This window comes from Polynucleobacter sp. UB-Siik-W21, from assembly GCF_018687415.1.
GTDB lineage: Bacteria > Pseudomonadota > Gammaproteobacteria > Burkholderiales > Burkholderiaceae > Polynucleobacter.
The window spans coordinates 1186463-1199618 of record NZ_CP061289.1; the positions used below are offsets into that span (position 1 = coordinate 1186463).

At 46.9% G+C, this 13156-nt stretch carries 14 protein-coding genes; 2 read left to right on the plus strand and 12 right to left on the minus strand.

The window, feature by feature from the left end:
• Positions 1-52: 52 nt before the first annotated feature.
• The 4 genes from soxY to C2756_RS06230 form a co-directional block, all read right to left on the minus strand.
• Positions 53-505 carry a thiosulfate oxidation carrier protein SoxY gene (gene soxY / locus C2756_RS06215; RefSeq protein WP_215294781.1) on the minus strand — a complete coding sequence of 151 codons (453 nt, stop codon included), beginning with the start codon at positions 503-505 and terminating at the stop codon, positions 53-55.
• A gap of 67 nt (positions 506-572) precedes the next feature.
• Entirely contained in the window at positions 573-1661 is a 1089-nt protein-coding gene (locus C2756_RS06220) for a c-type cytochrome (RefSeq protein WP_215318054.1), read from the minus strand.
• On the minus strand, positions 1645-3000 hold the full coding sequence (gene soxC, locus C2756_RS06225; protein ID WP_371817098.1) for a sulfite dehydrogenase: 1356 nt from the start codon (positions 2998-3000) through the stop codon (positions 1645-1647). Before soxC ends, C2756_RS06220 begins: the two co-directional genes overlap by 17 nt.
• 62 nt (positions 3001-3062) lie before the next feature.
• On the minus strand, positions 3063-3398 hold the full coding sequence (locus C2756_RS06230; protein ID WP_215318057.1) for a metalloregulator ArsR/SmtB family transcription factor: 336 nt from the start codon (positions 3396-3398) through the stop codon (positions 3063-3065).
• A gap of 113 nt (positions 3399-3511) precedes the next feature.
• On the opposite strand from C2756_RS06230, the gene modB reads away from it, so the two are divergent.
• Entirely contained in the window at positions 3512-4159 is a 648-nt protein-coding gene (gene modB, locus C2756_RS06235) for a molybdate ABC transporter permease subunit (RefSeq protein ID WP_371817082.1), read from the plus strand.
• Positions 4159-5265, plus strand: coding sequence for an ABC transporter ATP-binding protein (locus tag C2756_RS06240; protein ID WP_215318065.1), 1107 nt, complete (start codon positions 4159-4161; stop codon positions 5263-5265). Before modB ends, C2756_RS06240 begins: the two co-directional genes overlap by 1 nt.
• A gap of 6 nt (positions 5266-5271) precedes the next feature.
• On the opposite strand, the gene C2756_RS06245 is transcribed toward C2756_RS06240, so the two are convergent.
• Genes C2756_RS06245 through trpA form a run of 8 tightly spaced genes read right to left on the minus strand, consistent with a single transcriptional unit; the run spans position 5272 to position 13147 of the window.
• Positions 5272-5895 carry a bifunctional 2-polyprenyl-6-hydroxyphenol methylase/3-demethylubiquinol 3-O-methyltransferase UbiG gene (locus C2756_RS06245; protein ID WP_215294793.1) on the minus strand — a complete coding sequence of 208 codons (624 nt, stop codon included), beginning with the start codon at positions 5893-5895 and terminating at the stop codon, positions 5272-5274.
• Between the two features lie 14 nt (positions 5896-5909).
• Positions 5910-7118, minus strand: a complete 1209-nt coding sequence (locus C2756_RS06250) for an O-succinylhomoserine sulfhydrylase (protein ID WP_215318067.1) — start codon at positions 7116-7118, stop codon at positions 5910-5912.
• 59 nt (positions 7119-7177) lie between these two features.
• Positions 7178-8716, minus strand: coding sequence for an amidophosphoribosyltransferase (purF, locus tag C2756_RS06255; RefSeq protein WP_215318072.1), 1539 nt, complete (start codon positions 8714-8716; stop codon positions 7178-7180).
• Positions 8717-8720: 4 nt separating this feature from the next.
• Entirely contained in the window at positions 8721-9287 is a 567-nt protein-coding gene (locus tag C2756_RS06260) for a CvpA family protein (RefSeq protein WP_215318074.1), read from the minus strand.
• Positions 9287-10123, minus strand: coding sequence for an SPOR domain-containing protein (locus C2756_RS06265; RefSeq protein ID WP_215318078.1), 837 nt, complete (start codon positions 10121-10123; stop codon positions 9287-9289). The genes C2756_RS06260 and C2756_RS06265 overlap by 1 nt, the downstream gene beginning before the upstream one ends.
• A gap of 3 nt (positions 10124-10126) precedes the next feature.
• A complete protein-coding gene (gene folC, locus C2756_RS06270) occupies positions 10127-11452 on the minus strand; it encodes a bifunctional tetrahydrofolate synthase/dihydrofolate synthase (protein ID WP_215318079.1) in 1326 nt (441 codons plus the stop codon).
• Positions 11453-11456: 4 nt separating this feature from the next.
• Positions 11457-12344, minus strand: coding sequence for an acetyl-CoA carboxylase, carboxyltransferase subunit beta (gene accD, locus C2756_RS06275; protein ID WP_215318081.1), 888 nt, complete (start codon positions 12342-12344; stop codon positions 11457-11459).
• The gene (gene trpA / locus C2756_RS06280; RefSeq protein ID WP_215294805.1) at positions 12344-13147 is read right to left on the minus strand and encodes a tryptophan synthase subunit alpha; all 804 of its coding nucleotides are present in this window, start codon (positions 13145-13147) and stop codon (positions 12344-12346) included. The genes accD and trpA overlap by 1 nt, the downstream gene beginning before the upstream one ends.
• Between the last annotated feature and the right edge of the window lie 9 nt (positions 13148-13156).

Genomic DNA, 13156 nt, shown 5'->3' on the forward strand with positions numbered 1-13156 from the left:
TAGTGATTCGTTAATAGTATTGAATGGGGTTTAGAGTAATTAAGCGCGGCAATTAACCGCCGCAACCACCTAATGTGACTTTTACTTCCTTAACGGCCATGCTCCACTTGCCATCCGCTTTTACCAAAGCATAGACATTGGAGGTTTGACCCATTTTGATACGAGTAGTTACAAACGGCTCAGTACCAGCAGGAATGAAGAATTGTGCAGCCAAGGAGCTTGGGTTTTTTTCAACCAAGATAGCCATTTGCTCTGCCTTGAGAGTAGTTGTAATGCCAACGGGAACTACTGCGCCATTTTCTGCAATATCAGGAGCATTCAAAGTGACGGCAGCAGATTTATCTGGGCTACCTGCGCCTAAGATTTTGAATACATCATCTAAGCTCTTGCCTTCAAAAGCGGCTTTATTCCACTCTTGCGCTTGGGCTACGCTGATAAGACCCGCAGAAGCCATCAAGCCAAAAACAGCTGAATATTTCAATAAACTGCGTCGCTGCTGATTCATAAAAACTCCTTAAATAATCTACTCTTAGTATCAAATATAGCGGTATTTCAAAAAACCCTCTGCAAAACTATTGTCCCGTAAGTACCCAGCGCACAAGTATTGCCCTATCTTCATTGGATAACTGTGGCTGTGGCGGCATCGGAATTGCTCCCCACACGCCTGAACCGCCATTTTTGACTTTAGCCATGAGCTTCTCCTGAGCCCCGTTCTGGTCTTTATATTTTGCTGCAATATCGGCAATCGATGGGCCTACTAACTTCGCATTTGACGCATGGCAAGCAGAGCAGTTTTCATTCTTAAATAATGCTGCTGGCCCTTTTGTAGATGCAGCATGGGTATCAGCGGCATGGGCCAAGCCCTCACCCGCAGAACCGGGTAACTTATCCATTGGCGGCTTGGTTGTGTCTGCACCTCGGTATGGACCATAGAGGCGATTTTGCTCTGCAATGTTGCCATGGGCATTTCTGGCAAAGTCAAGGAGCGTAGACCCGATTTGCACAAACTTGATGCAATTGCTCATACATGAAGAACCATTCACATCTGGCTTACCATTGACGCTCCAAAAGCCGTGATTTCTAGTCATGCCATTTCGGTTCGGCATCTTTTTCTGTACTTCAGCGATATTGGCATTACTCAGGACAAAATCATCCGGAACAATTTCACCCAAGCTCAAAATAAATGCAACAAGTGCATAGGTTTCATCCGGCGTTAAAGATCTAGGTGCATTCCAAGGCATGGCGCGATAGATGTAATCCCACAAAGTAGAAACGGTGGGAACTTTCATCAAGGTAGTACGCTGTGGTTGCTTACGATCCGCCAAGGACGCAACTTTGCCAGTTTTGATGTCATCTACTGTCGTTCCGCCAGCGATTGGGGTGAAGATCTCATTAGATTCCCCGAAGACGCCATGACAGCTAGCACATTTAGATTCCCAAATTGCCTGCCCTTGTTCTACAGAGCCAGATCCCTTCGGCAAACCCTTAAAGTCAGGACGAACATCAATATCCCATGCAATCACTTCTGCCGGTGTGGCATTACGGCCGATGCCTAAATACTGAGTAGCGCCTTGTGAACTTTGCGCATAGGCAAGCTGGGAAGAAAATACCGCAAGGGCTAATAGCGCTAGACGAGCAAATAATTTATCCAACTTGGACATTGCTCACCTCGCCATTGGAGTCTAATTTCCAGGACTGAATTGCATTGTTGTGATAAATCGAGCGATTACCACGTAAATCACGCAGTACTTTTATCGAAGGCTGAATATAGCCAGTATCATCCACCGCTCTAGATTGCAAGATTGCGGGCGATCCATCCCAAACCCAGTCGATATTGAAGCGGGTAATGGATTTTGTGAGGACTGGTGTTTCTAGGTGTGCAGTACGCCAGTTATTGCCACCATCAAATGACACATCAACGCGTTTAATTTTTCCTCGTCCTGACCAAGCCATACCGCTGACGTTGTAAAAACCTTTGTCGAGTAACTGCTGACCGCCAGATGGCGTGGTAATCACAGACTTGCATTCCTGAATTGAGGCATATTGGCGATGCATACCATTTGGCATCAATTCAATATAGTGAACCGCTTCATCTTTGGTATTCCAAGGCATGTCCCCTACTTCTAAACGGCGTAACCACTTCACCCAGCTAACACCCTGCACACCCGGAACTACTAGACGCAATGGGAAGCCATTTTCTGGGCGCAACATTTCGCCATTCATGCTCCAGGCTACGATCGTATCTTCCAAACAGCTCTCTAGATTAATCGTGCGAGTCATGCCAGATCCGTCACCTCCCTCAGCAAGCAGGAACTTTCCTTTTTTCAGATCTGCCCCACATTCCTCAAGCAATACCTTGAGTGGCACACCCGTAAATTCGCAACAAGAAAGCATGCCATGGGTATACTGCACTGTTGGCACAGCGACGTTGCCCCACTCTAGGCCGGTATTAGCGCCGCACTCAATAAAGTGGGTACGGGAGACTGATGGCAGTCTCATTAAATCATTCATGGTGAACACGCGCGCATTTTTGACCATGCCATTCACCATCAAGCGATGGGTTTCTGGATTCAGGTTGTACCAACCCTGGTGATGGCGCTCAAAGTGCAAACCATTGGGAGTAATGGTTCCAAACAAACCTTGCAGCGGAGTAAATGCTACTGAGGAAGCTGCTACTCGCGTCAAACCAGGTGACTCACGTCGTATTAAATTAGCTTCATAGATTGAAGGCACACCGTAAGGCATGGTGGCGACATTTTTTCCCAAGGTGGTTTGCCACTCTTGCTTTTCCAAAATGGCAGGATCACCTTCGCCGACTGCAAAAGCCATTGGTGCGGTCAAGCCTGCTGCTGCCCCACCGACAGCCGATAGAAAGCCTTTGCGTAAAAAGCCACGACGGGTTTCATCAATACCATTGGCATTGATATCAGCAATTAAGTCCTGAGAGACAAAGTGTTCTGGCGCTTTGACTAAACGAGCTCGATGGGCAGACTTCTCCACTGCAGAGATATCTTCAGCACGCAGTTCAATTTGCTTGTTTGATATAGCATCTTTTTCTGTCATTAATGAATACCTTCAGCAATCTTGGCACACACTGATTGGCACATATCTACGGTTGCGTTATCTGCTATTGAGTAATAGACGGTTACGCCTTCTTTACGCCGGAGCAAAATGCCTGCTTTGTGTAATGCCAAAAGATGTCTTGAAACATTGGCCTGACTTGAACCGCACAATTCGATCACTTCAGAGACCGATTTTTCCCCGCTACAAACTGCATACATGATCCGCAGGCGAGAAGGCTCTGATAGCACGTTGAAATAAGCGGCTACCTTTAAAAATACCGCCTCCATTTGCTTTGGAGTTAGGTTCTTTGTCGCTTTTTGAGCTCTTGCTTTCATGCGGTCTATTAATATGAATATATGCGTATAAAAGCATATTTAACGCTTATATCCACCCTATTTATATAGTGAGATACCCTTAGAGCGTCTGACGATACAATCCAGCGATGGACATGGAAGCACTCATCCTCTCATTAAAGCTAGCTATTTGGACTTTGGTCCTCATTCTTCCTTTTGGAGTTTGGGTAGCACATCATCTGCAAAGCATGGGCAAGGCCAGGTCATGGATTGAGGCCGCTCTAGCTCTTCCTCTGGTTCTGCCGCCAACCGTTTTAGGCTACTACCTTCTAGTTGGCCTGGGTGGCAAAAGTATCTTGGGTATTCCTTTGGTGTTTTCATTCACTGGAATTTTGATTGCCTCACTGATTGTTAACTTGCCTTTTGCCATTCAACCAATCCAGCGCGCGTTTGAGGCAATTAATCCAGAAATTCGGGAAGCAGCTCAAGTGAGCGGTCTCTCTCAGTGGCAAATCTTTCGCCTCATTGAATTACCTTTAGCTTGGCGCGGCATTACCAGTGCAGCTGTTCTGACTTTTGCCCATACCCTTGGTGAATTCGGTGTCATCCTGATGGTCGGTGGTGCCATTCCAGGAGAAACTAAAACTGTTTCGATTGCCATTTACGACAAAGTCCAAAGTTTTGATACCGTTGGCGCTGGCGCACTCTCATTCATCTTGCTAGCCACTTCGCTAATTGCCATTGCCATTTCATATGGCGTGTTTAGTCGTCACCCCTCGCGTGCTAAAAAGTGGAGAAGCTGATGTTCAAAATTAAGCTCTCTCAGACCACGCCTAACCCTTTGCAACTCAGTCTCGAATGCGTCCCCGGAGAACTCCATGCCTTGGTCGGACCATCAGGTAGCGGCAAGACAACCGCCTTAAGAACTATTGCTGGCCTTAATAATGCTGAAACGGGAAAAATCGAATGTGGCGGCGAAATCTGGTTTGAAGCCAATGAAGTGAAGGGCATTACTACCTCACTCAGCCCTGCCCAACGCTCTTGCGGATTCTTATTCCAGCAGTACGCCCTCTTTCCACATTTATCTGCGCTCGAGAATGTCTGCATACCACTATATAACTCGGTGGCTGATGTTACGGAGCGTAAAGTACAAGCACAACGATGGCTGAACCGCATGGGTATTGGTGATTTAGCCATTCGCATGCCCAATCAACTCTCTGGCGGTCAGCAACAACGGGTGGCATTAGCAAGAGCCTTGGCAAGATCACCCAAGATCTTATTATTGGATGAACCTTTTTCTGCGGTAGATGCGCCAACACGCCAAGGTCTCTATAAAACCTTAGCTGAACTGCGTAAAGATTTAAATATTCCGATTCTGTTGGTGACTCATGATCTTCGCGAAGCCGATTTATTAGCAGATCGTATTACTGTCATCGACCAAGGTGTTGGACTGCAGACTGCTCCACCCCAGGTTCTTTTTGAAAGACCTAGAAATTCTCGCGTTGCAGAGCTAGTAGGCATCAATAATAAGTTTGAAGGCGTATTTACTGAAGGCAAACTGACTTGGAGTGGATGTAATCAGATATTTAATGTGGTTGATAAGGGCAAGATCCCCCCGCACACTCCCGTTGCTTGGGTCATCCCTGCAGATGGCATCAGCCTTGATGCAACACCCAGTAAAACAGCAATTGAAGCCAAAGTGGAGCACATCAGTTCATTAGGTCAGATTGCCGTCATTCAACTACGCACACTCGCAGGGAATCATGTCATTACTTGGGAAGCATCTGCTGCTGAGGTAAAACGCTTATCTTTGGAGGCTGGCAATAAGTCTTATATTGAAATTGATGGGGGCAAGATTCACATCATGCCACTGCGCCCAATCAACGACCCAAGGCGCTTCAGTAATTAGTCATTACTAAATGGGCTTCTGAGCCACCAAACCGAGTATGGCAGACATACCAGTATGTCTTGGACCTTCTGATAATGCTTTTTCGTAAGAATGAAGCTCCAGGATATTAAAGTCTTGAGCTAAATCGCGAATCAGCTCTTCTGTATAGAGATGTTCTATCAATGATGGGCCACCCGTTTTATATTCCAACTGCTTAGGTGTGTAACCCTGCAGAATAAAGAGGCTACCTGGCTTCAGAGTCTCGTAAGTCTTTTGAAAGATCCGCTTACGCATTGCCGGATCAGCAAACTGAATAAAGATTCCGATGACAGCATCATAAGTATTAGCATGCCATATAAAGCTATCAGTATCGGAGAATGAATATTCAACTTCTACCTGATTATCTTTAGCAAACTGTTTTGCTTTAGCTAACGCAATATCCGATGCATCAAAGCCAACCACCTGCATACCTTGCTTTGCCAGCCAGACACCATTGCGACCCTCGCCATCAGCAATACAAAGCACCTTGTCACCAGTCTTGAGATACTGATTTGCCTTTTCAACAAGGTACTCATTCGGCTCTTTTCCAAAGATGAACTCTTCTTTATCAAAGCGCTCATTCCAGAACTGGGTTGCGTCAGCAAAGCTCATAAGAATCGAATGCCTTACTTCTTCAAGCCGCCAACAAGATCGCTTTTAAGATCGTTGATATTCTCAAGGCCTACTGCAATACGTACTAAGCCATCTGTAATTCCTGCAACTTTGCGAGCCTCTGGCGTTACACGGCAATGCGTTGTCGTCGCTGGATGAGTAATCGTGGTACGGGTATCGCCTAAGTTAGCTGTAATAGAGCAAAGCTTGGTTTGATTGATTAGGTTGAAAGCCGCTTTTTTTCCGCCCTTGAGAACAAAGGAGAGAATAGCCCCACCCGTTTTTTGTTGGCGCATTGCCAAAGCATGTTGCGGATGTGATTTAAGGCCTGGATGGTAGACGCGTTCAACACCAGACTGTTTCTCGAGCCATTGCGCTAATGCAAGGGCATTCTCGCTCTGCTGCTTCATACGAAGCTCAAGTGTCTCCAGACCTTTGAGAAACACCCAAGCATTAAAAGCAGACAGTGTTGGTCCTGCGGTTCGAACGTATGGGAATACCTTACCCATAACAAAATCTTTGCTGCCCACAATCGCACCGCCAACCACTCTACCCTGACCATCTAAATACTTGGTTGCTGAATGAATCACGACATCAGCACCTAAAGCCAATGGCTTTTGGAGAGCTGGTGTGCAAAAACAGTTATCTACCGCAAATAAGGCTTTTGCTTTCTTGGCAATCTTAGAAATCGCTTTGATATCGGCAATCTCAGTCAAAGGATTTGATGGGGTCTCAAGATAAAACAGTTTGGTGTTTGGCTGGACAGCAGCTTGCCATGACTTGGTATCTGCCAAATCAACATATGTAGTGGTAATTCCAAAGCGGCCAAGGATGTTAGTGAACAACTGAATCGTTGCACCAAAGACAGAACGTGAGCAAACTACATGATCGCCCGCTTGCAAATGCGCCATCGCCATCGTCAAAATGGCAGACATACCAGAAGCAGTTGCAATGCAAGCTTCACCACCTTCTAAAGCGGCCAAGCGATCTTGGAACATACTGACAGTTGGATTGGTAAAGCGTGAATAGATAAAACCTTGGTCCGCATGGGCAAAGCCATCAGCCGCTAACTCAGCACTATCAAAACAGAAACTGGAAGTCAGAAACATGGCCTCTGAATGCTCTTGATATTCAGCTGTGCGACGAGTACCAGCGCGGACCGCTAAGGTCTCGAGCGCTAGCTTAGAAAAATCAGGTTTTTTGCGGGTAGGTTTGCTCTTCATACTGCTATTTTGACACCGAATTGCAGAATTGCCTCGAGTGAGGCAATTCTTGTCGCTTTTTAGTCTTCGGTAGCCAAATGTAGGTGGAGCTGGGAGCGAGCAAAGTCGCTTGAATCACGCTGACGGTCTGCCTGTGCAGCAGAAGAATTACGCTGCGCTTCCAAGGCATCCAAATACGATTCATTAATGTCGCCAGTAATGTAATGCCCATCAAAACAAGAGGCTTCGAAATTATGGAGATTGGGATTGATATCCCTTACCGCCTGTTTCATATCTTCAACGCTTTGATAGATGAGTTGGTCGGCGCCAATCATCTTGTTAATTTCTTCATCAGTGCGACCATAGGCAACTAACTCGCTACGCGTTGGCATATCAATACCGTAGACGTTCGGGAAGCGCACTGGAGGTGCAGCAGAGGCAAAGATCACTTTCTTAGCGCCAGACTCGCGTGCCATTTGCACAATCTCAAATGAGGTAGTGCCACGGACAATAGAATCATCCACGATCAAGACAGTCTTATCTTTAAACTCAATCCGCATGGCATTGAGTTTCTGACGAACAGACTTTTTACGCACAGCCTGTCCCGGCATGATGAAAGTACGACCGATATAACGATTCTTAAAGAAGCCTTCGCGATAATCCACGCCTAATTTCTTAGCCACTTGCATTGCTGCAGGACGACTAGAATCCGGAATCGGCATAACTACATCAATTTCATCGACATTAGTCTCTTTGCGAATCTTCTCCGCCAAGTAATCACCCATGCGCATACGCACGTTATAGACCGTGACTCCATCGATGGTGGAGTCTGGACGAGCCATGTAGACGTATTCAAAAATACAAGGCGTCAGAACAGCATTCGGTACGCATTGACGCGCATAGAAGTTGCCGTCTAAATCAATATAGATGGCTTCACCAGGATTAACATCCCGCACAAAGGTAAATCCGAGACCTTCCAGTGCAACGGATTCAGAGGCTACCATCCATTCTGGACCTTGCGGTGTATCAATCCGCCCAATACAAAGAGGACGAATACCAAATGGATCGCGGAATGCTAGCAAGCCATAGCCAGCAATCAAAGAGACTACGGCGTATGAACCCTTAACGCGACTTGTTACGCCGGTGACAGCATTAAACATCGCGCCCTCATCCAAGGCAGCACTATTTGTTTCTTTTTGGAGTTCATCTGCTAAGACGTTTAGCAATACTTCGGTATCTGAGCTGGTGTTAATGTGGCGACGATCTCGATAAGCCATCTCTACACGTAAGCTTGGAGCATTGGTGAGGTTGCCGTTGTGAGCCAAAATAATGCCGTAAGGCGCGCTGACATAAAACGGTTGCGCTTCTTCTTCGCTACTTGCTGAACCAGCGGTGGGATAACGTACTTGGCCAATACCAGCATTACCCACTAAGCTGCGCATATTGCGAGTTCTAAACACGTCTCGCACTAAGCCATTGGCTTTATGCATCGTAAACGAATTACCGTTCATCGTCGCAATGCCGGCAGCATCTTGTCCGCGATGCTGCAAGAGCAACAAAGCATCATAGAGAAGTTGGTTGACTGGGGAGTGGGAAACAGTTCCGACGACGCCGCACATATCTCTAATTTCCTATTGTTAATGTAGGAGTAATGGTTGGGGTGATTTTAGGCATTGTATTACTCAATTGCTTTGCCCAATCGGTTGGCAACCAACCTTTAATTAATCCAGTAGCCATATCAACGGTCGGCCTGGTAAGTGCGTTTTTCCATGCCACACTCTGTGGAATAGGAGTCAAGGCTGCCAAGGTGGCAAGTACCACCACAATCAAGCCACCGCGTAATAAACCAAACGCCAAGCCTAAAAAACGGTCCGTCAAACTTAAGCCTGCTGACAAAATAATCTTTTGCACTAAGCCACCGAACAATCCACAGATAATCAAAGTCAATACAAACAGAATGAACCAACTCAAACCAAGGCTGAGCAATTCGTCTAGATGAAAGGTTGAAAGCCATTCAGTAGAAAGATAGTTACTGTAGTGATAAGCCACCCAAGCAGCGACGAACCAAGAAGCAAGCGCCAGAACTTCTTTAAATAATCCGCGTGAGATACCCACTAGGGCAGACACCAAAAGTACCACTAGGGTGAAATAATCCACCGATGTTAGCTTTAAGGTGGATAAGTATTCCATTACTGCTTACCAGTCTCAACAAGTCTTGGTGAAAGACCCATTGCCTTGGTTTTCTTTTCTGCTGCTTCTGCAGAATCTTTATCTGCGAATGGACCGGCTCGCAAAACATAGAGCTTAGTCCCATCACTACTTGTTTTATTAAACACGTAGTTTGGAATCTTTTGATCTTTCAGTTTAGCAACCCAGCCTTTAGTGCGATCTTCAGATGCAAATGCGCCAAGTTGAATGATGAACTTGCCAGAGCCATTGGCCGCACTCGCACCATTAGCACTACTGACATTGTCTTTGGTCGCATCATCCGTCTTTGCTTTAGCACTAGAGGCAGAAACTACCTCTTCTCCTGTTGCCAATCCTAGACCAGCAGCCTTACCAGGAGCAGGCTTTGTTTCTGACTTAGGTTCTGACTTAGGTTCTGACTTAGGTTCTGTCCTTGCTTCAGACTTTACTTCGGGAGCAGCTGCGGATTCTTTAGCAGACTCCACTGGGGCGTCTACTTTTACTCTTTCTTCAGTTCTGGCTTCCGGCTTTGCTTCAATACCAGGAATTGGCAAACTCGTAACGATATTGACTGCAATATCGTTAGGCGCAGACTTTGGCCGACTATCGAGAATGCGAGGTAAACCAACAACGGCAATCAGAACCAATACTGCCGCGCCAATCAATCGATGGCGCGCTCTTTGTTGTTCTGGATCTTCTGTGAGGGCAAGCTCTTCAGCTTCAAGGGCTCGTTGGAAACTACGGGGAGCGGTCCGCTGAGCAGAACGACGCCTTGCTGAACCCAATTCAAGGTCATCAGCCTGAGTTTTTCGCTTAAAAAAGCTCGGTAAACGAATCATGGATCAATGCGCCTGGTTGTTTCGATAAGCCATTACGCCTGCAACAGTATAGAAGGATCCGAAGGTCACAATTCTATCACCCTCACCAGCCTGAGATAGCGCTTTTTGATACGCTGAAGCTGGATTTTCGAAGATTTCGATACCGCCATCAGCCCCATTTTTTGGCTTTACTCCCAGAGCCTCAAGTTGCTGGGCTAAGGTTTTTGCCAACGCTGCCCGAGGGGTTGGCAAATCCGTACAAAACCAGAAATCCACGATGTCCAGCAAAGGCTTTATCACGCCTTCGATATCTTTATCAGCCATAGCGCCAAAAATGGCATAGGTATAGGGGTGATAGCCCATTTTGTCTAAGCCCTGAGCTAGAGTGGCGGCAGCATGGGGGTTATGAGCAACATCCAAGACCACCGTCGGTTGACCTGGTAGAACCTGAAAACGACCCGGTAACTCGACCATGGCAAAACCATTGCGAATATCCTGCGCGCTGACTGGCAAACGTTGATGCAAAGCCATTAAGGCAGCAATCACAGCAGAAGCATTCAAAATCTGATTAGCACCGCGCAGTGCTGGGTAACCAAGCCCACTAAAGCGTTTATTACGGCCGGCCCAACCCCATTGCTGTTTATCACCCTGGAAGTTATAGTCCCGACCCTGCAACCAAAGATCACAACCCAACTTTTCTGCATAGTCAATTAAAGATTGTGGCGGCACGGGGTCACCGCAGACAGCAATGTGGCCAGGGCGAAAGATCCCGGCTTTTTCCAAAGCAATTGCCTCACGCGTATCACCCAAAAAATCCGCATGATCAATATCAATACTTGTCACGATGGCGCAATCTGCATCCACAATATTGACGGCATCTAAACGACCGCCCATACCCACCTCAAGTACCACGGCATCTAAATTTGCTTTAGCAAACAAATGCATGATCGCCAGAGTGGTGAACTCAAAATAGGTCAGCGTTGGTGCATCAACCAGACTCACGCGGGCTTGTTCGATCGCTACAAAGTGTTCTAACAAAAGACCATCTTTCACTTCTTCGCCGTTAAGGCGAGCGCGCTCATTAAAACTGAGTAAATGGGGTGAAGTGTGACAACCCACTCGATAGCCAGAAGCCAGCAGGATACTTTCTAGATAGGCACAGGTAGAACCTTTGCCGTTCGTACCTGCGACAGTAATAACTGGACAATCAAAGTGAAGGTCTAGTGCAGCCTTAACGCGATTAATGCGCTCAAGACCCATATCGATACCAAGGGGATGAGCGGTTTCGAGGTGACTCAGCCAAGCCTCGAGGCTGGTGAAAAGAATTGGGGCTTGGTGTGCTGTGCTCAAGCGCTTAGACAGCTGCGCTACCCGCGATCGCAGGCTCAGGAAGTTTCTGCAAGAGTGCTAAGAGTCGCGCAATCTCACCACGCATTTGACGGCGATCCACAATCATGTCGATGCCCCCTTTTTGCATTAAGAACTCAGAGCGCTGGAAACCTTCTGGCAATTTTTCCCGAACGGTTTGCTCAATCACGCGCGGGCCAGCAAAACCAATCAAGGCTTTTGGCTCCGCCATTACCACATCACCCATAAAAGCAAAACTAGCGGAGATGCCACCCATGGTTGGGTCGGTCAATACGCTGATATAAGGCAAACCTTTTTTAGACAACAAGGTCAACATCGAATTAGTCTTCGCCATCTGAAACAAGGACAGCAAGCTCTCTTGCATACGAGCGCCGCCAGTAGCGGTTACGCAAATGAAGGCACATTTTTTATTGATGGCTTCTTGCACACCGCGTGCAAAACGCTCACCTACCACGGAGCCCATGGAGCCACCCATGTATTGGAACTCAAAACAAGCTGCGACTACTGGAATGGCTTCAATTTTTCCAACCATCACAATCAGAGCTTCCGTTTCGCCAGAAGCGTCATTTGCTTCTTTAATGCGATCTGGATACTTTTTAGAATCTTTAAATTTCAGGGGATCAGTTGGATAGATATCGGCACCGATTTCGTAACGACCTTTTGGATCGAGTAAATTATCTAGACGCTGACGTGCGCCGATACGCATGTGATGACTACATTTTGGACAGACTGAAAGATTGGCTTCGATATCCGTGCTGTAGAGAACCGTTTCGCAGCTAGGGCACTTTACCCACAATCCCTCTGGTACTGATTTGCGATTCGCAGGATCAGTATGTTGAATTTGGGGAGGGAGTAATTTATCTATCCAGCTCATTAGTTTTGACTATCCAATGCGTCTCGAATCTCACGAATGAAGGTTTCCAGTGATTGTACCGCCTGCCCTGGGGGCGCATCCTCCAAAAGACGAATAATCCGACTACCAATGACCACCGCATCAGCGCTAGCAGATACTGCCTTAGCGCTCGCAGCATCGCTAATTCCAAAGCCCACCGCAATGGGAATATCAGTCTCTTCGCGGATTTTAGGAATGATGCTAGCGACATCTTGGGTATTCAGATGTGAGGCCCCAGTTACTCCGCGCATAGATACATAGTAAATGTATCCAGAGGCGATCTTGGCAGCATCTTTAATACGTTCGTGTGATGAAGTTGGTGCCAATAGGAAAATGGGATCGATTCCCGCAACGCGCATACGTGCTGCAAAGTCAACGCACTCTTCTGGCGGGTAATCCACCACCAAGACACCATCCACACCCGCTGCTTTAGCTTCGGTTGCAAAACGTTCTGTACCCATTTGCTCAACAGGATTGGCATAGCCCATGAGTACCACTGGAGTAGTCGCATCTTTTTTACGGAACTCTTTGACCATCTCTAAACAAGAATGCAAAGTGACGCCATGCGTTAATGCACGCTCAGATGATCTTTGAATGACAGGGCCATCAGCCATTGGATCAGAGAATGGCACACCCAATTCAATGACGCTGGAACCACCGCGCACTAATGCGTGCATGAGTTCTACCGTCATTCCAGGATCGGGATCACCAGCCGTAATAAACGGAATCAAGCCTTTTTTACCCGTTGCTTTTAACTCTTTAAAGAGTGCAGTAATTTTTGACATGCTATTTTT

Bases quoted from the DNA above. Each gene is read 5' to 3' on its own strand.
- C2756_RS06245 (WP_215294793.1), bottom strand. From the start codon at position 5,895: ATGAGCTTTGCTGACGCAACCCAGTTCTGGAATGAGCGCTTTGATAAA.
- accD (WP_215318081.1), bottom strand. From the start codon at position 12,344: ATGAGCTGGATAGATAAATTACTCCCTCCCCAAATTCAACATACTGAT.
- C2756_RS06265 (WP_215318078.1), bottom strand. From the start codon at position 10,123: ATGATTCGTTTACCGAGCTTTTTTAAGCGAAAAACTCAGGCTGATGAC.
- purF (WP_215318072.1), bottom strand. From the start codon at position 8,716: ATGTGCGGCGTCGTCGGAACTGTTTCCCACTCCCCAGTCAACCAACTT.
- soxY (WP_215294781.1), bottom strand. From the start codon at position 505: ATGAATCAGCAGCGACGCAGTTTATTGAAATATTCAGCTGTTTTTGGC.
- C2756_RS06230 (WP_215318057.1), bottom strand. From the start codon at position 3,398: ATGAAAGCAAGAGCTCAAAAAGCGACAAAGAACCTAACTCCAAAGCAA.
- C2756_RS06240 (WP_215318065.1), top strand. From the start codon at position 4,159: ATGTTCAAAATTAAGCTCTCTCAGACCACGCCTAACCCTTTGCAACTC.
- trpA (WP_215294805.1), bottom strand. From the start codon at position 13,147: ATGTCAAAAATTACTGCACTCTTTAAAGAGTTAAAAGCAACGGGTAAA.
- C2756_RS06220 (WP_215318054.1), bottom strand. From the start codon at position 1,661: ATGTCCAAGTTGGATAAATTATTTGCTCGTCTAGCGCTATTAGCCCTT.
- C2756_RS06260 (WP_215318074.1), bottom strand. From the start codon at position 9,287: ATGGAATACTTATCCACCTTAAAGCTAACATCGGTGGATTATTTCACC.
- C2756_RS06250 (WP_215318067.1), bottom strand. From the start codon at position 7,118: ATGAAGAGCAAACCTACCCGCAAAAAACCTGATTTTTCTAAGCTAGCG.
- modB (WP_371817082.1), top strand. From the start codon at position 3,512: ATGGAAGCACTCATCCTCTCATTAAAGCTAGCTATTTGGACTTTGGTC.